General features: G+C 40.0%; 15 protein-coding genes. 9 read left to right on the forward strand and 6 right to left on the reverse strand.

The features are described from left to right. Positions 1 to 46 precede the first annotated feature (46 nt). Positions 47 to 247: a hypothetical protein gene (locus METLIM_RS09165; RefSeq protein ID WP_004077935.1), complete on the forward strand. Its 201-nt coding sequence runs from the start codon at positions 47 to 49 to the stop codon at positions 245 to 247. A 167-nt stretch (positions 248 to 414) separates the two neighbouring features. After that, on the forward strand, positions 415 to 2,040 hold the full coding sequence (dacB, locus tag METLIM_RS09170) for a D-alanyl-D-alanine carboxypeptidase/D-alanyl-D-alanine endopeptidase (protein WP_004077937.1): 1,626 nt from the start codon (positions 415 to 417) through the stop codon (positions 2,038 to 2,040). 118 nt (positions 2,041 to 2,158) lie between these two features. Here dacB and METLIM_RS09175 read toward each other — a convergent pair whose 3' ends face one another. Then, the gene (locus tag METLIM_RS09175; protein ID WP_048145803.1) at positions 2,159 to 3,742 is read right to left on the reverse strand and encodes a GAF domain-containing protein; all 1,584 of its coding nucleotides are present in this window, start codon (positions 3,740 to 3,742) and stop codon (positions 2,159 to 2,161) included. A 728-nt stretch (positions 3,743 to 4,470) separates the two neighbouring features. Here METLIM_RS09175 and METLIM_RS09185 point away from each other — a divergent pair. Further along, positions 4,471 to 5,160 (forward strand): HAD family hydrolase, encoded by a 690-nt coding sequence (locus METLIM_RS09185; RefSeq protein ID WP_157202272.1) that lies wholly within the window; start codon positions 4,471 to 4,473, stop codon positions 5,158 to 5,160. Positions 5,161 to 5,280: 120 nt separating this feature from the next. On the opposite strand, the gene METLIM_RS09190 is transcribed toward METLIM_RS09185, so the two are convergent. Then, on the reverse strand, positions 5,281 to 6,132 hold the full coding sequence (locus METLIM_RS09190; RefSeq protein ID WP_004077943.1) for a methanogenesis marker 8 protein: 852 nt from the start codon (positions 6,130 to 6,132) through the stop codon (positions 5,281 to 5,283). Between the two features lie 78 nt (positions 6,133 to 6,210). Between METLIM_RS09190 and METLIM_RS09195 the strand changes: the two genes are divergently transcribed. Beyond that, entirely contained in the window at positions 6,211 to 7,056 is an 846-nt protein-coding gene (locus METLIM_RS09195) for a heparan-alpha-glucosaminide N-acetyltransferase (protein ID WP_169312378.1), read from the forward strand. Between the two features lie 69 nt (positions 7,057 to 7,125). Here METLIM_RS09195 and ade read toward each other — a convergent pair whose 3' ends face one another. Beyond that, positions 7,126 to 8,859 (reverse strand): adenine deaminase, encoded by a 1,734-nt coding sequence (gene ade, locus METLIM_RS09200; RefSeq protein WP_004077952.1) that lies wholly within the window; start codon positions 8,857 to 8,859, stop codon positions 7,126 to 7,128. After that, positions 8,856 to 9,194 (reverse strand): hypothetical protein, encoded by a 339-nt coding sequence (locus tag METLIM_RS09205; RefSeq protein ID WP_157202273.1) that lies wholly within the window; start codon positions 9,192 to 9,194, stop codon positions 8,856 to 8,858. Before METLIM_RS09205 ends, ade begins: the two co-directional genes overlap by 4 nt. Positions 9,195 to 9,218: 24 nt before the next feature. On the opposite strand from METLIM_RS09205, the gene METLIM_RS16615 reads away from it, so the two are divergent. The 4 genes from METLIM_RS16615 (at position 9,219) to METLIM_RS09220 (ending at position 15,380) form a co-directional block, all read left to right on the forward strand. After that, on the forward strand, positions 9,219 to 9,356 hold the full coding sequence (locus METLIM_RS16615) for a hypothetical protein (protein WP_157202274.1): 138 nt from the start codon (positions 9,219 to 9,221) through the stop codon (positions 9,354 to 9,356). 225 nt (positions 9,357 to 9,581) lie between these two features. Next, positions 9,582 to 10,415 carry a ParA family protein gene (locus tag METLIM_RS09210; protein WP_281034222.1) on the forward strand — a complete coding sequence of 278 codons (834 nt, stop codon included), beginning with the start codon at positions 9,582 to 9,584 and terminating at the stop codon, positions 10,413 to 10,415. Positions 10,416 to 10,420: 5 nt separating this feature from the next. Then, the gene (locus METLIM_RS15615; RefSeq protein WP_157202275.1) at positions 10,421 to 14,338 is read left to right on the forward strand and encodes a methyl-accepting chemotaxis protein; all 3,918 of its coding nucleotides are present in this window, start codon (positions 10,421 to 10,423) and stop codon (positions 14,336 to 14,338) included. 244 nt (positions 14,339 to 14,582) lie between these two features. Then, positions 14,583 to 15,380, forward strand: a complete 798-nt coding sequence (locus METLIM_RS09220; RefSeq protein ID WP_004077960.1) for a CheR family methyltransferase — start codon at positions 14,583 to 14,585, stop codon at positions 15,378 to 15,380. A gap of 71 nt (positions 15,381 to 15,451) precedes the next feature. Here the strand turns inward: METLIM_RS09220 and METLIM_RS09225 are convergent, their stop codons facing one another. Next, on the reverse strand, positions 15,452 to 15,709 hold the full coding sequence (locus tag METLIM_RS09225) for a hypothetical protein (protein WP_004077961.1): 258 nt from the start codon (positions 15,707 to 15,709) through the stop codon (positions 15,452 to 15,454). A 156-nt stretch (positions 15,710 to 15,865) separates the two neighbouring features. Here METLIM_RS09225 and METLIM_RS09230 point away from each other — a divergent pair, with 156 nt between their 5' ends. Further along, on the forward strand, positions 15,866 to 16,645 hold the full coding sequence (locus tag METLIM_RS09230) for a hypothetical protein (RefSeq protein ID WP_004077962.1): 780 nt from the start codon (positions 15,866 to 15,868) through the stop codon (positions 16,643 to 16,645). Positions 16,646 to 16,795: 150 nt separating this feature from the next. Here METLIM_RS09230 and METLIM_RS09235 read toward each other — a convergent pair whose 3' ends face one another. After that, positions 16,796 to 17,419, reverse strand: a complete 624-nt coding sequence (locus METLIM_RS09235) for a hypothetical protein (RefSeq protein ID WP_004077963.1) — start codon at positions 17,417 to 17,419, stop codon at positions 16,796 to 16,798. Positions 17,420 to 17,424: the final 5 nt, after the last annotated feature.

Below are 17,424 nucleotides of genomic sequence, written 5' to 3' on the forward strand. Positions count from 1 at the left end.
TTAATATATATTCCAAAAAACTTCATGTCTGAAAAAGGAGGTAAAAATGGCATTAAAGATCAAACAGCTTGAAAGAGTATCGCATAAACCACATTACAGAAGAAAAAATCTGTACGGAAGCAGATGGGAGAGAGAGGTCAGGTATCCGGAGATGAGAGCTGAAGAACATCCGGATATAAATTTTGAGCACCACGGATTAAGGGGCTTTAAAGGCCCGAAAAGATGGCGCAGAAAAAATTACATTTAATACTTTTTTTGGCCCGGAAATTCACTGTTTTTGGCATATAGTTAATTTGTAATAGCCACAATAGCCCCATTTCCATTGATATTATCAGATAAATTTTGGAAAAATTCAGATTCTGCACATGATAAGCACTTAATAAATTATATCCCTTAAACACTCAATTAAAGTTTATGGCAGGCATACCTCCGGACGGTTATAACAAAAACCGGAATGATAATTATCTAATAAAATCAGGATTAATCGTCCTGATTCTTCTCTTAATCACTACAACATTCTGCTGCGGGTGTACACAGACTGACAATAAAGATTCAGGCGGAGAAAATGCACCGGATTTAACACTGAACAGTCATGCAGAGTTCAAAGAAGAGATTGATGCCATAATTTCGGATGAAAAATATGACTATTCAGACTGGGGATTTATGGCCAGAGATATGAATTCCGGCGAAGTCCTTCTGTCACACAACATAGATCAGATGTTCACGCCCGGTTCCACAACCAAGGTATTTACTGTAACAACCGCACTGGACATACTTGGCCCGGACTACAGATTTAAAACTCCGGTATATTACACCGGTGAGAACCTGATACTTGTTGCCTCAGGGGACCCTGCAATGGGCGGACGCTCCCTCCCAGACGGGACACTTGAATTCACAAATGAAGATCACGTCGATGCAGGTGCATTTGGATCATGTATTCTGACCAAATCCGATCCAATGGCCGGATTAAACGATCTCTCAAAACAGGCATACGATTCCGGAATCAGAACAGTTAATGACGTGGCAATAGATACAAACCTCTTTAAAGAAGAGATGCAGGCCGACAAAGGCATAATTACACCAATAATAATCAATGACAACCTTATTGACATCACAGTAATTCCGGAGAAGGCAGGAAGCCCTGCAACAGTTGACTGGAGACCGAAATCATCCGCATATACAGTAGAGAGCAGGATCATAACCGGAGATTCAGGTTCACAGAGGGACCTGATAATCCCCGATTATGACGGTCAGAAGGTAATAGAAATATCCGGCACAATACCTGAAGGCTCAGAACCGGTGAACGTTACATCAAATGTAAATGTACCCGCACAGTTTGCCCGCGGCCTGTTCATTGATGCACTTGAGAGAGCAGGAATATCAGTCAAATCACCGGCCGACAGATATCCGGCTGAGGTCCTGTCAGGAGATCATAACTACGAAAAATATGACATCGCAGGAGAACTCATATCACCACCGCTATCCGAATATGCAAAAGTAACCTTAAAAGTCAGCCAGAACCTCTATGCAAACTGCCTCATAGCAATTATCGGAGCACATGAAGGTTATAATTCATTCGATGCCGGAATGATGACAGAAGGGGAATTTCTGAAAAAGACCGGAATAAACGTCAGAAGTCTTGCACTTGCAGACGGTGAAGGCAGCATCAACAACAGAATCAGCCCAAAATCTGCAATAGATCTGCTGACATATGCCCATAAACAGGATTATTACCAGGTACTGAAAGATTCAATGCCGGTTTTGGGAGTGGATGGAACGCTTGCAAAAGGAGCAGAACCCGGAGATCCCGGATATGGTAAAATATCAGCCAAAACCGGAACATCCGTTGCAATGATAATGACAGGTGATATATTTGTCTATGCAAGAGGGCTTCTCGGATATATGAATACAGAAAAAGGCAATGAAATAGCCTTTGTAATATATGCCAACAATGTACCCGTGGGAGAAAGCATGCAGGGCATAAATGATGTTGTATCAGATGTAAACGGCGTTGCAGTTGCAATATACCGTCACCTGTGAACAATACCGGGAAATCCCACTTTTTCCCCGGAAAATCCGTAAAATTCGCTCAGATGCTGCATCCCTCACAGAGATGACAGATAAACCACTATATCCCTGTGATCTTTCATGAGAGCTATTAACTGAACTTTACAAGAATAAACCTGATACATGACACACCAGAACCGGAGTCTGACATAACAGAATCTCCCCTCACCTGGGAAGGCATTTCAATTCTGCCGTTATAACGCTCAAGAAGCAGTTTTACAATATACAGAGGCAGATTGTCTCTGTTAAGTCCCGGACTGTAAAATCTGCTCCTCAGGGTAAGATATTCAAGTCCCGGCGGAAGATTATTCAGTGAGAATTCAAGTGTTACCAGTAACCGCTCATCAGAAGAGTCAGTACTGACCGAAACACACAGCTGATCCTCTGTCTGTCCGGCAACATATGATACAATATTCAGGAATAAAACATAGAGATCATCATCTGCATAAGCACATTCTCCCGAATCATCCAGGATAAAATTTACATCCGGCAGAAAATCCACAACACGCCTCAGGGCAGAATCGAGATGAACAACCCTGAGGTCATTTACTGTAAATGAATCCGCACCTGACAGAAGTGATAGATTTTTGATATCGTCCCTGTATTTACCCGGATTTTTAATCACTTCCGGAATGAAAAGTTCGTCTGCAATATTACAGGAATTATTCAGAGAATACTGACCTGAAATATCCCCATAAATCTCAGATAAATCATCTATTGCAATTTTAAGGCTGTCACAGATGTCCGAATACTCCTGGTCTATCTTCTCCTGAATTATGCACCGGACAAGAGCCGTACCGATTTCCCGGCCAACCTTTTCAAGCGTTAGCTTTTCAAACTCTGTAAATGAAGCTTTAGTATCACGTGCTACAAAGAGAGCACCGACAACCGCATTGTCCGAGATCAGAGGAATTCCCGCATAACATATTATTCCAAGATCCTCCATAATTTCAGTATCTGAAATTCCGGGAAGGCTGTCAGGGAGATTTTCAACATAACGCGGCTGACCTGCAAAAAAGATCATATTATAGGGCCACTCCCTTATACTGATCTCAGAATACTTATCCTCAAACCAGGAAGGAATTCTCTTAAAACCAAGAAGATCCGCCGTTAAACCTTCATCATTTTTCGCATATATCCATACCGCATCAAGGTCAAGTTCATCAAGACACGTCTCAAGAAGCGTATCAAGCATCTCATCTACAAAGACAGATGAATTCGCTGCGCCAAGTATCCGGTTCAGAATTTTATTCTTTTTTATCAGTGAAATCTCTTCAGATCTGGCATTTTTTCTCTCACTTACATCACGAAAAATGAACTGAGTACCCGAAATTTCCTCATATATTACAGGAAAAGAAGAAATCTCAATTAATTCAGCTCTTCCGTCATACAGTTCAATCCCGGATTCAAACGGAAATTTAAAAATACCTGCACGGAACTGCTCAAAAACCTCTGAAAATTTCTTTCCGGAAATAAGTTTAATGTAATCTTCGGGGGATTTGCCTATAATATCATAACGGTTTTTAATCCTGAAAAATTCTATACCTGAATTATTGATATATGATATCTTTCCGCCTACAACAACAAAGACCGTCTCAGGGAGATTTTCAACGAGGAAACTGAAATGGAAATATCGGTCAAAGTCAGAATTCTCAAATTTAGAGATTGCAGTCACCCGCTCGGACCTCCTTTTTGTCCTTTTGGGGTTTCTGAGAGCAGATCTCTTATCTCCTGAAACCTTTTGCTTATCCCCCGTTTTAGCTGCCAGATCAGAAGGAAGAGCAGATATGAGAATGTTTTCTGTACCTGGTATTTTTGCGGCAGTGTAAACAAACCTGTGATTTCTGCCACCGCTGACGTAAAAATTAATTTCTGTAGTCTTAGGGGAGTTATATGGATCTTTCAGCCGTGAATCATTAAATTCTCTTGAATAACCTGAACTTTCTTCCGGTTTTAAATGATAAAAATTCAGGCCGGACTCAATCTCATTCTCACGTATGCCAAAGAGATCAAAGAATAATGAATTTGCAATCAGAATATTTCCATACTTATCTATAACCAGGTTGGCGCCTTCATTGTCAGAAAAAAAAGAGCACTTTCCGATATTTTTTTCAATTCCGGAAATATTCTCTGATTCAGTATTGCCAGATTCATGATTTTTCGGTATGTATACTCCCCCTTAAGGTAATTGATCTTATATAATTGGGACATATAAATATACCCATTTTATCTTCATTGATTACTGCATAAAATCCGGCAAAACAGCCAGAATTCCAATAATTATAACAAATAAGAGTTATTTTTTGATCAGACCGATATATCCGGATAAATTCATACCAGATTCTTTACATCACCAAATATCCGGTAAAAATATAATTATAACTATAACATATAATAATGGAGATGAATAACGGCAAAAATAATAAAAAAATATCGCCTGAAGGGATTCTCTTTGATATGGACAATACGCTCTATGACTTTGCCGAAGCCAAAATTATTGCATGCAACAGGGTTGCTGAGATTGTCGGTGGCGGCACAGGGGAAGAACTTCTCAGGCATTTCCTGACCGGCCCTCATGGTTTTGAAAACCATGAAAATATCCGTGATTTTATGACATTAAAAGGGGTTGAGTCGCCGGAAATATTTGAAGAATCAGTCACTGTATATGAGGAGCTGAAACTCACATCAATAAAATTATACCCTGAAGTCAGAGAGACCCTGGAAAAGATTAAAGAGAACGGCTTCAGGATGGCAATAGTTACAGATGCCGATACAGAAAATGCTGAAAAGAGGCTTAATAAAACAGGGATTAGAGAATATTTTGAATTCATTGTTACTCCGGATGTGACCGGTTTTAGAAAACCTTCGCATGAAAATTTCCACAGGGGCCTGAAAAGTATTGACGCATCGCCTGAAAAGTCAATGGTCGTTGGGGACAGCCCAAAGAGGGAAATTATGCCTGGAAATGAGATGGGACTTTATACAGTCTATGCAAAGTACGGTGACTGGCTGAAGATGCCGTTCCTGAATATCAGACCACGCCATACAATAGAAAAATTTGCAGAATTAAATGACATTATCCTCCTTGAATAAGATATCAGGAGAGAAAAGCAAAAATTCAGTATTCTGCAAAAAAAAACAGAGATATAGTTTTCCTGCCGGAAAAATTATCCCGTTTTTCCGGACATTAGTGGCAAAAAATATAATTAGAATTCAGATCAGAGGTTCCGGGTCTTTTCCTGCCATATAAGGAAGTTTCATACCTTTAACAAAGACCTGCTGATCTGAATTCATAAGTTTGTCAAATATAATCTCTTTCCCGGTTTTGGTCATGGCATACACAGGCACTGAATTTCCGGCCTGCAAAAGTGCTCTTTTCCCTGCAATATTTCTGAGAGGCAGCGAGGCGCATGCAGATATTAAATCACAGTTATCTGAGAGTACTTCTGCATCTTCAGGCAAAATTCCGGTGGTGTGAACAGCCACAATAACAGCTTCCGGGCATTCACTGCGGATTTTTTCAGACAGGACAGCAGATGCAACTGTCACAGCCGGTTTTTTATATCCGGAATTTACTGCTGTTTTCAGTGCGGACAACGGGTCGACAGATGCAGATTCCCTGTCCGTTACAATTCCGCCGGATTTCTCTATTCTTTCAATAACCTGCCTGTACGGCACTGTCTTTACAAGTCCTGACATTCTGCCCCCAATCCCCTGCACGAGCAGCGGGTTATCACAGACAACACTTCCCGCGCCGTCACATGCGATGACTGCACAGTCAATAATTCCGGAACGCAGGCCGTTTGAGAGCAGTTCAGATGCCCCGAAGAGAACAAAGTCATCGTCACTTATAACCTCCCTTTCAGGCGTGCACATACCAAAAGACGATATTCTCTCCTCAATATTTCTCTTTATCTCCGGAATTTCCATCTTTGTTACAGGATGACCAAACTTCCGGGCAAGAGGGCAGCTTTTCAGCAGCGGCTCCTCAACACTGACAACCAACCCGTTACTGACAGTGACCCTTGCCATGCCGGCTGCCTCAATGATATGCTCATCTTTCATAAATACCTGAGAATTATTTGTATAAAGGAGAACTAAATAGTTAGTGCTAAAATGACAGCTAAAACAGGCAGTAAATATGTGAGATTTTGGGAAGTTGATTCACTTAGGGGACTTGCCCTTCTGATGATGATAATATTTCATTTTGTCTATGACCTCAGTTATTTTGACATAGCCGATATAAATGTGAGCTATGGTTTCTGGAGATATTTTGCATATATTACAGCCTTTTTATTTGTATTCATAGCCGGAACATCAGTCTGGATAAGCAGAAAAAGATCAGAGATTCAGCAGGAGGGCAGGCTGCATAAAGGTAATAATCAGCAGGTCCAAAATACCGGCAAAAATCCTGATAAGGAAGCATATAACGAAAAATATGCCGGAAAATTAAACATTAATAGTAAAATAATCAGCTTCTTCAGAGAACCTATAAACATTAAATTCTTTAAGAGAGGCCTGTTCATATACTCCCTTGGAATTCTGATTACAGCTGCCACATACCTCATAATCGGAAGGGGTTTTATAGTATTTGGAATACTCCACCTGATAGGAATATCCATCATCCTCTCACCGCTGTTTTTTTGCCTGAAAAAATACCTTGTATTAGTATCAACGGCAATAATAGCTTTAGGAGTCCTGGTTCAGAATATCTCCGGCCCCTACTTTCTTTTATTTCTGGGAATACACCCGGCAGATTTTATATCGGTGGATTACGAACCGCTCCTTCCCTGGCTTGGCTTTTTCCTCCTGGGAATGTTTGCAGGGTCAGTCTTCTACCCGGAAGGCAAGCGTTTATTTGAAATAAAGGAGAGATTTAACCTGAAATTTTTAACAGTTCCGGGCAGAAACACACTGCTGATCTATCTGATTCATCAGCCAGTAATAATAATGATTCTCTCGTTATTTTCAGGAAAAATGCTGATTTAAATTTTTCCCGGATAAAATTTGTTTCTGTTTACTGCTGCCCGCAGTAAATACTCCTGCACAAAAAACCGGTCACAATTTAAAGAGAGGGACATCAGAAAACTCAGATACATCAAACAGCCCTCTTTCAGTAATTCTTAGAGCCGGAATTACAGTCAGGGCAATGAATGAGAGGTACATAAACGGGTCTTTAACCGAACCTGTCTTTTTAGTAATCTCTTCAAGTTTTTTCAGTCCATCAATTACCTCAGCATAACTTCCGGATGACATTATCCCGCCAATATCGAGCGGGAGAACAAAACTATCATCGCCGCATACAGCCGCCATGCCGCCGGAACTCTCCCTGACAAGGTTCACTGCCCTGACGATCTCCGCATCCGATGCCCCTGCTGCAACGATGTTATGTGAGTCATGTGAGATGCTGGCGCAGATTGCACCTTCTCTGATCTTAAGACCGTTTATAAGTCCGACACCACATCCTCCCGCACGATAACGGTCGCAGACTACAGCTTTGATAATATCACGGTTCAGATCCGGAATACCAGATGAATCAATATCCTCGACAATCAGATCTGTAATAATCTGCCCCTGGTTTATCCCGATAATTCTCGCATTTCCACTGCCGGAGATTTTGAGGTCATCCTCTGTAAGCCTTCCTGCATTAAAGACAGAATTGAAGCTGACTTTCTCATCTCTTTGGATATCTGTAAAGTTAACGCCTCTAATATATGTATCCAGAACCCTGAACTCTTCTGAGTCTGCAAGAGTACAGAAGTCTGCCCTCCTGCCCGGAGAGAGAGCGCCACGATCCTTAAGCCCAAATCTCTCAGCCGGAGAGAGAGTTGCCATTTTAATTGCAGTTTCAGTAGATATTCCGGCTGAAACAGCTTTCCTGATACAGTCGTCTATATGCCCGTCATTATAGAGCATATCGGCATGGCGGTCATCGGTGCAGAAAGAGCAGCGGTGCGAATTATAACAGTTTACAATACCGGCAATCTCAGAAAGATTCTTTTCGGTTGAACCTTCACGCAGGTAGATATACATCCCTTTTCTGAGCTTTTCGAGTGCTTCCTCCCGACTTACACATTCATGGTCACTCTCAATTCCCTGCGAAATGTATGCATTGAGTTCTTTACCGGAAAGCTGTGGGGAATGGCCGTCAATAATATCAAAAATTTCAAGCTTTTTCTGTACTTCAGAGTCACCAAAGATTACTCCGGGGAAATTCATCATCTCACCAAGTCCGATTATACTCTCGCTGGCTGCCAATTCCTTTAAAGCTTCAGAATCAAGATCTGCCCCTGCCCTGTCCATAGGGGTTGCAGGGACACAGGCTGGAGCCATATAATAAAAAGAAAGCGGTGTCTTTTCAGAATCACGTATCATAAAATTGACACCCTCAATGCCTGCAACATTTGCTATCTCATGCGGGTCCGCAATCACTGCCGTTGTCCCGTGCGGGATTACAAGCCGTGCATATTCAAAAGGTGTAAGGAGTGAACTCTCGATATGCACATGCGAGTCAATAAGTCCGGGAATAACTTTCGCACCCTTCAGGTCAATATATCTCTCTGCCCTGTAACCGGACCCCGGATTGTTTTCGGCACTGTTTTCAGAACTTTCTGAACCGGAAACATCCCCTTCACTATCAGCAATTCCGACAATAATTCCGGATTTCACAAAAAAATCAAGTTTCAGCCATTCGCATGTAAAAGGATTGAATAAAATTCCGTTTAAAAAACCGATATCTGCCTTCTCTTCTCCGAGTGCAGATTTAAGAAGTTTTACATCCGGAGTCATCATTCAACACCAATATCCCTAATCTCAGCCACTTTGCGTTCATTATTCTCAATCAGGTATATATATAGCTTATAATCACCCTTTTTTAGTTTAACCGGAACTGAAACCATATTTGAACCTGTTTTAAGATGTATATCCTCAACATATTTCCCGATCTCAATCTGCCTGAAATCAGCGAGATCAAATACAGTAACCTGTACATATGCATCTGTCTCTTCACCGGAATTGGTAATCTCAATATTTAAGAGAGGATAACTGTACTCCACAACTCCAAAAGATGTCTCAAGACATCCGGCTGAGAATATTACAATTACCAGCATCAAAGGAATTAGTATCAACTTTCCCCTGGCAGAGGTCATAGAATGAAATTAATTATCCCTGAATTTAAAATATTCGGATTAGTTCTGCTATATTCAGATAATCCAATAGTTTCAGGCAAAAAAATTCACGTGAATTATTCTGCCCATACCCCAACAGGTGAAAAAATGCCACATTCATAACTGAAATATAAATACCCGCCCGCTGTGATCGCAGGCATGATATTGCCAATCACATTCAGATAATACCGGAGCAGTGAATCTATAATCTGCCGGATGAAATCATCATGCATCCTAAAACATAACAGGAGTTAACCGGCCGGATGTGATTCTCCGGATTAGCTCTTGTCGCTAGTTTTTTTAAAGGATAGTACAAAAGAAATATAAAGGTGAAATATCATTTCAGTAATTACTTTTGTTCATCATAAAGGTGGGACCGGAAAAACCACATCGTGCCTGAATATTGGAGGTTTTCTTCAGAAATCCGGAGAGAAAGTTCTGATAATTGACTGTGATCCACAGGCCAATGCAACAATCGGACTTGGAATTAACCCTGATGAACAGGACATTAATATGTATGACGTCTTCATGAACGTCTTTGAGGGATTTCCGGATGTGACAATAAAAGATGTCATTAAAGAGACAAAATCCGGAATATTCCTCGCGCCTTCATCTCTTGACCTTGTAGGGGTTGAACCTTATCTGTATAATATTGAGGACCGTTCTTTTGTCCTAAAAGAAGCTTTAAACTCTCTTCCTGATGAATATGACCATATACTGATAGATACACCTCCAAGTATGGGCCAGTTTGTCCTGAACGGGCTGATAGCCGCCGACAGGATCATTATTACTCTTGACAGCAGTTTTTTTGCAGGATACGGTGTTGAAAGTCTCACAACAATTTTTTCAGATATTGAAGAGAGTATAGGCAAAAAAAGAAGTGCAGATATGGCAATTATCACAAAAACAGGTGAACTTCAGGAGGTTAAAGCCCCCGTAAATGAGATGATTGAATCTTTCAGGAGGCTTTTGTCCGGTAAAAAAGAGAAATTTGATGAAAATACCCTTCTTGACGAGATAGAATCAGATCTCAGGATAAATGTAAAAGAGATCTGCACAGTCCCATATGATTTTAAAATAATATATTCACAGAAAGAAAATATGCCCATATCACACATAAATCCAGAATCCAGAGCAGCAAAAAGTTATAAAGAGATATCAGACATTGTCAGAAATTGGTGATTTAATTGAGTGATGACCAGCCAAGAATGAAAAGACCGGGAAGAAAAGCCTTGTTTGCCGGAGCACAGACGGAAATTCCGGAGAGAAAACCTGAAAAAAATGCAGAACTCATAAAATTTATTGATGAGTTCAGAAGGGTATCCGGAGAATATATTAAAGGGAATACCGATGCAAGGCTTAAAGACAGCTATTCTGAAAAAGACCTGTCAGATATTGCATCACTTACAAACTCAATACTGGATATTTCATCTGAAAAATCTTCAGAAATGCTGATCAGTTCAGATAAAGAGGAAGAATATAAGCAGAAGATCAGTGAACTTGAAGCCAGAATAAATGAACAGATATCTGTTAAAGAGAAGGAAATAGGAATTTTAAAGCAGGAAATAAAGGAATACGAACAGAATAAACCGGAAATCTCCGGGTATGAGAGTGATATTCAGAGCCTTAAGGAAAAGACAGAAGAATTAAAGGATATAATAAAAGAACTTGAGTCGGAAAATAAAAACTTAAAAGATCTGCTCAATGAGAAGGATTCACTGATTGATAAATTTAAGAAGGACATCTCTTCAATCCGGAAAAAAATAGAAGAGGAAAAAAAGGTCTCTTTTGAAAAAGGCCTGAATTCCGGAAGGGAAGAGAAAGATAAGGAAATATCAGATATTAAAAGGTCAGTTCAGAGCGAAAATGACAAATTTTATAAAAAAGGTCTGGATAAAGGTCTTGAAGAGAAAAATAATGAGATAAACAGGCTTAAAATGTCCTTTGAAGAATTAAAGGGCAGCGTATTTGATGAAGGATATAACAAAGGGGCAGAAGAGGGGTATGAAAGAGGGAGCAATGACGGATATAAGAGGGGAAATAATGAAGGATATGAAAGGGGGACTGAAAACAGTAAAGATGAACTGAAGCTGAAGAACGATAAAATCGAGGAGCTCAGTTTACTATTAAAAGATAATAAAAAGATAATAGATAATTTAAATGAGAAAATAACCTCAAAAGAATCAGAATTGTCAGTAAAAAGTTCTGAGACTGAAGAGATAAAGTCTCAGCTGAGAGGTAAGGAATCAGAAGTTAAGGCGATTGAATCAGAACTTGCAGAGAAAAATGCAGAGATTGAGAAGATAAAGTTACAGCTGGAAGAGAAGAACAATGAAACTGAACTGATAAATTCACTTTTATCAGAGAAAATTTCAGAGACTGAAGAGATAAAATCCCGGCTGACAAAAAGAGATTCTGAGACTGAAGAGACAGTATCGCAGTTAGCTGAGATAAATAACGAAAATAAAATAATCAGAGAGCAGCTGGAAGAGATAAGAACACAGCTGGAGGAGAAGAGCAGGGAGACTGAAGAGATAAGAACACAGCTGGAAGAGAAGAGCAGAGAGACTGAAGAGACAGTATCGCAGTTAGCTGAGATAAATAACGAAAATAAAATAATCAGAGAGCAGCTGGAGGAGAAGAGCAGAGAGACTGAAGAGATAAGAACACAGCTGGAGGAGAAGAGCAGAGAGACTGAAGAGACAGTATCGCAGCTAGCCGAGATAAATAACGAAAATAAAATAATCAGAGAACAGCTGGAGGAGAAGAGCAGAGAGACTGAAGAGACAGTATCGCAGTTAGCCGAGATAAATAACGAAAATAAAATAATCAGAGAGCAGCTGGAAGAGAAGAGCAGAGAGACTGAAGAGATAAGAACTCTGATTTCTGAGAAAGAACTTGAGATCAATAAATTAAAATCTGAGCTGCAGGAGAGTAATTCCGGATATCAAATAAAGGAATCTGAACTTACAGAGAAAGATTCCAGAATCCGGAAAACAGAATCAGAACTTGCAGAACTTAAAGAGAAATATGAAAATCTCAGAGAATCTGCTTATAATGAAGGCTTTAGTAAAGGATTAAATGAAGCTGAAAATAAAAACTCAGACGAAATAAGAAGATTTAATATTGAAAATGAAAATATTGCCTCCGGATTCAGGGATTTAAAAGAAGAACTGAAGAGAAAGGAAGAATTATTCGATATAAAAAGAGAAGAACTGGAAAATAATATAAAAAGAACAGAAAACCGGTTTGAGACAGTAATAAAGGAAAATCCGATGCCGGCTCTACTTCTGGATAATAATTTAAGAATTATACAGAGCAGCAGAGAATTTGAAAAACTGAGCAGCCTTAATGAATACAGATTAACCGGAAGAAACATCGGGGAATTCAAAATAACAGTATTAAAAGGGGATAAACTCTCCTCAGTTATAGAGAGAAAAACTCCGGCAGACTCTGAAATAAAAATCCAGTTCCCTTCCGGAGAACACATCCTGAATCAGCATGCTATTCCCTTAAAAGAGAGAGACGGGACAATATCCGGAGTTATTCTAATCTGCAATGACATAACCTCAACCAGAGAGAAGGAAGAGATATTAAACAGAAAGCTCCGGCAGAACGAAGAACTCAAAAAACGCTCAGAAACAATCGTACAGGAAAATCCAATGCCGATTCTTCTTGTTGATAACAAATTCAATATTATTGTCACAAACAATGCCTACGAAAATATGAGCGGAATATCCCGGCAGAAACTGCTGAAGATGAATGCAAGGGACTTCAAACTTGTCTCTCAGGAAGGAGAAGGCCTGAATACAGCCTTCAAAAATAAAAAGAGAAGTTACGGCGAGGTTACAGTTGATCTGCCCTCGGGCCGCCACATCCTGGAACAATATGCCATACCTGTTCCGGACAGTAACGGCAATGTAAATACACTCCTGATCGTATATAATGAAATTACCAAAATCCGGGCAAAAGAGAGAGAAATTCAGGAATTAATGGAGAAATCAAGGACGGAAGCGAAAAAGCTCTCAGAAAGTGCTGAACTATTCAGGGGCCGGATGAAATTAATTGCATCAGGCGATCTGACAGTGTCAGCAGAAATAACCGAAGACGATCCACTTTATGAACTTAAAACTGATTTCAACAACTCCATAAATGAAATTAACAGCCTTCTGATTAACGTAGGCAAAAATATTGATCTGATTGACGAAACATCCGGAGAACTGAGCGGCAACAGCAGAAAAATATTATCTGCAACGGAAAAACTTGCAGCAAATTCCGGAGAATCCGCTGAATCCAACAGTAAGATAATAGATCTCTTCGGTGAGATCAGCATGGGAATAACCGACCTCTCTGCCTCAATAGAAGAGATATCCGGAACAAGTCAGGAAGTGATGGAGCAGGCAAAGAAAGTCACTGAAGAAGGGAAATCTGCTGCTGAAATCGGTAAAAACGCATCAGGAAAGATTGAGAATGTAGGCATAATATCAAAGAAAAGTGTAGACGAGATAAATGCATTAAATGAGGAGATGTACAAAATAAACGACATTGTCAGGTTAATTGCCGGAATTGCCGAGCAGACAAATCTTCTTGCCCTGAATGCTGCAATTGAAGCTGCACGCGCAGGTGAACACGGGCGTGGATTTTCAGTAGTAGCTGAAGAGATCAGAAACCTCGCCCGCGAATCAAAAGGTGCAACCAGAAATATTGAGGATTTGATAGCCGAGATTCAGAAAAACAGTGAGAAGACAACCGAATCTATGAAGAAGGTTGATGAAGAGATAACTGACAGCATAGGCAGTGTAAATCTTGCAATTGATGCCCTCAATAATATTGTAAATGATATAGGTGGAGCGACAACCGGCATAATTGAAATAACAAAAGCTACAGAAAACCAGGCAGACGAGACCAACAAATTCCTTGAAAATATCGAAAAAGCCAACAGAATGGCAGATAAAAATCTTAGATCTGTAAAAAGCATATCCGATTTTGCAGAAGATATTAATGCAAGTACAGAAGAGGTCAGCAGCATTTCACATGAACTTCATAAGATGTCAGCCGACCTTGAAGGGATGATGAAGAAGTTTAAACTGAAATCACCAAAGTGACCAGATATTTCCGGATAACGCTCAGCAGCTCTCATATAATCTGCTTATCAGCCAGACTGCCTGTAACAGATATAATACCTTTTTTTAATACCCGGCAAAAAAACATTCCGGAAAACAAAGAGACCGGCCTGAAAAATATATTATCTCCATCACAGTAATTACAGTCCGGATTATTCCGGGAAACAATACACTGATTGATAAATAATAAAGAACAAAATATAATCCGGGTCTAAGTGATAATAAAATGTCAGATGCAGAATTTCAGAATTTAAAGAGAACAATACAGAAACTCCTGAATATCCAGTGCGGAAGCTACAAAGAGGATTATATTAAAAGAAGGGTTCTCTCAAGGATGAGAATTACCGGAAAAACAGAATACAGTGACTACAACAAAATTCTGCTCTCTGATCAGAAAGAACAGGAACTCCTAAGAAATGCCCTGACAATAAACGTCACCAAATTCTGGCGGGACAGGGAAGTCTTTGACCTCCTTAAAAGTGACATAATTCCGGGTATAATAAACAAAAAAGGAAGGATCAGAATCTGGAGCGCAGGGTGTGCAACCGGGGAAGAACCCTACACACTTGCAATAATACTGTATGATTTAACAAGACTGAAGGCAGACACACAGATAACCATATTTGCGACTGATCTTGACAGAGAAGCCCTGAATAAAGCAAAAACCGGTATATATGATAAAAGGTCACTGGAAAACCTAAGTGAGGGACAGATAAGAAGACATTTTTCAGAAATGCCTGACGGTAAATTCGAGATGAAAAAACATATCAAAGATATGATCAGATTTTCTCAGCACGACCTTATGAGCGGAAAACCGGTCAGCAACTACCTTGATATGATTCTCTGCCGGAATGTTACCATATATTTCACTGAAAAACAGAAGAATGACCTTGCAAGAATGTTTCACCCGGCACTTGTCCAGAACGGTTTTTATGTAATGGGCAAGACAGAATTCCTCGGTCGTGAAGTTGAGGAATTATATGAAGCTCATGACGCACTACAGAAAGTATTCATAAAGAAATAATATAATCCTGAAAAGCAGCTGATAACCGGACTGCAAAAGGGAAAAAATACTTTTTTTATCTTCCGGAAGTATCAGTTATCAAAAATATTTTTTTCCTGTTTATCGTCAGATACTTCCTTCTTTGACAGCTTTTTCATCAGTTCTTTCTTTGATTTCACCTTCATAATCTCCTTTCTGATAAGTACAAAATTAATCCCCATTACCAGAATAATCATTGTAAGGCCGATGCCAATCATAAAACCCTGTGTCGTAAAAAAGAGTGTAATCAGTAGTACAACAAAGGAGATCAGATAAAATATAATCCATGTGCGAACCTCTGCTGTATCCATACCTGTATTTCACTTTTAATACATATAAAGGTTTAAGAAGTAAACAGGCTCATAAGATCATTTTGCATAAATCCCGGCCGGAATTTCAATATGATCTGAATTACGGTCAGCAGCAAATAAAAAAATTATATTAGCTATTCGCAACAGATAATCCTTGTGGATAAAAGGGACATAATCACCTTTCTTGTTGCCATAGGAATTGTTGCAGGAATTGCGATGATAATAAATCCTCCGGACTTTGGCGATGGGGATACCTCAATATCGGGCGCTGCCGCAGGCGGAGATACATGCACTGACTCATCATGCTGTACGGCCGGCCCGCACTATACATACAGCACAACCCCGCTGGAACCACCTTTCAGAATATTTTACAACTATGATATTGACTCAATATATTCCCCCGGGCCCTCAGGATATCCAAGGCTGCACCTCCCAAAAAACCTCTATCTGCCTGAAAGTGAAATCTTTACCCCCGAACATATCAAATACCATTCATTCTCAGATATGGACAGATACCTCTCATCAGATCTCTTCTCATCATCAATATGGGGCAATAAAAATGTGTATGTCAAAAAATTTGCATATATGAACGGGAACTACAGCGGCTATTCTGAGATATTTGGTGTCCCATATGACCTGTGGCGGATAAATTCAAAGATGAACCCTGCCAAAGGTCAAAGTCTGCTCTACTCCTCATTTCAGTGGATTTTAGTTGACGCATCAACGGGCGATATTGTAACCGGAGGAAACATCCAGAACAACGGAAGCATAGTCAGGAAAGTTGAATCAGGAGACAGGAAATACTACTTCATAATAGAGGCAGAGAACATACTTGACTTTGAATTAAACCTTGAAACTCCGGAAACCTCTTACTACCAGCAGCAGATCCAGCCGGAGATGTATAAGATCAAAGACATGCTCAGCACTATGGATTAAATACCATCCACTATCTCAAATCAGAAGAACTACCCATGTGCCGGCAGACTCTCTCCATTCCGGCCCGCACACAGATAACAGATTAAACATTATGGTGCCCGATACAGATATTTCATGAAAGATTATGAATCAGGAAGTCTGAAAAAAGTATCAGTTATCCAGTGCCTCAGAAAATTCTGCGGCAAGATTTGTCATCAGTCTGTTCAGCCCGGAATACTGCACTTTCATACCTGTAATTTCGCCCTGCATATCGAAGGGCACTTCATTCATATTAATGCCGTTTAAGCGCGTAATTGCAGAATTTAATTTATTCCTGGCAGAGGCAAGAGCTGAATCCGCAGTTTTAATCTCCATCTCCCAGTTATACTTCTCATACGTAGACGCAAAGTAATCTGCATTATTGTAATGCTCTATTACATTTGCGAGATCCATCAGAGAAGAGATCAGCTCAAGGTTAGCGCAGGATATAGCCCTCATTGCGTAAATCTCTTTAGACTCATCAAAATTATCAGGATTTATGAGCGACAGAGAATCAAACACTATCTTAAAATCCACCTCGGCAGACGATAACTGAGAACGGATATTTTCCGGATTGTCACGATTCCAGTCAATCGAAAATATCTTCTCAGAACCCTGATCAATTAAATCCTCTGCCTCTTTAAATGTAATTGTATCTTCACCACTCTGGGCTGTACACCCGCCGGCAAGCACAGACATCACAATAATAACAGATAATATGCCAAACGCCTTTAAATAAAATTTTTTCCCAGCCATCCTGA

Source organism: Methanoplanus limicola DSM 2279 (assembly GCF_000243255.1).
Lineage (GTDB): Archaea > Halobacteriota > Methanomicrobia > Methanomicrobiales > Methanomicrobiaceae > Methanoplanus > Methanoplanus limicola.

Coding starts and splice junctions, on each gene's coding strand:
- METLIM_RS16615 (WP_157202274.1), top strand. CDS start 9,219: ATGAAATTAATTATCCCTGAATTTAAAATATTCGGATTAGTTCTGCTA.
- METLIM_RS09220 (WP_004077960.1), top strand. CDS start 14,583: ATGTCAGATGCAGAATTTCAGAATTTAAAGAGAACAATACAGAAACTC.
- METLIM_RS09185 (WP_157202272.1), top strand. CDS start 4,471: ATGAATAACGGCAAAAATAATAAAAAAATATCGCCTGAAGGGATTCTC.
- METLIM_RS09225 (WP_004077961.1), bottom strand. CDS start 15,709: ATGGATACAGCAGAGGTTCGCACATGGATTATATTTTATCTGATCTCC.
- ade (WP_004077952.1), bottom strand. CDS start 8,859: ATGATGACTCCGGATGTAAAACTTCTTAAATCTGCACTCGGAGAAGAG.
- METLIM_RS09235 (WP_004077963.1), bottom strand. CDS start 17,419: ATGGCTGGGAAAAAATTTTATTTAAAGGCGTTTGGCATATTATCTGTT.
- dacB (WP_004077937.1), top strand. CDS start 415: ATGGCAGGCATACCTCCGGACGGTTATAACAAAAACCGGAATGATAAT.
- METLIM_RS09190 (WP_004077943.1), bottom strand. CDS start 6,132: ATGAAAGATGAGCATATCATTGAGGCAGCCGGCATGGCAAGGGTCACT.
- METLIM_RS09165 (WP_004077935.1), top strand. CDS start 47: ATGGCATTAAAGATCAAACAGCTTGAAAGAGTATCGCATAAACCACAT.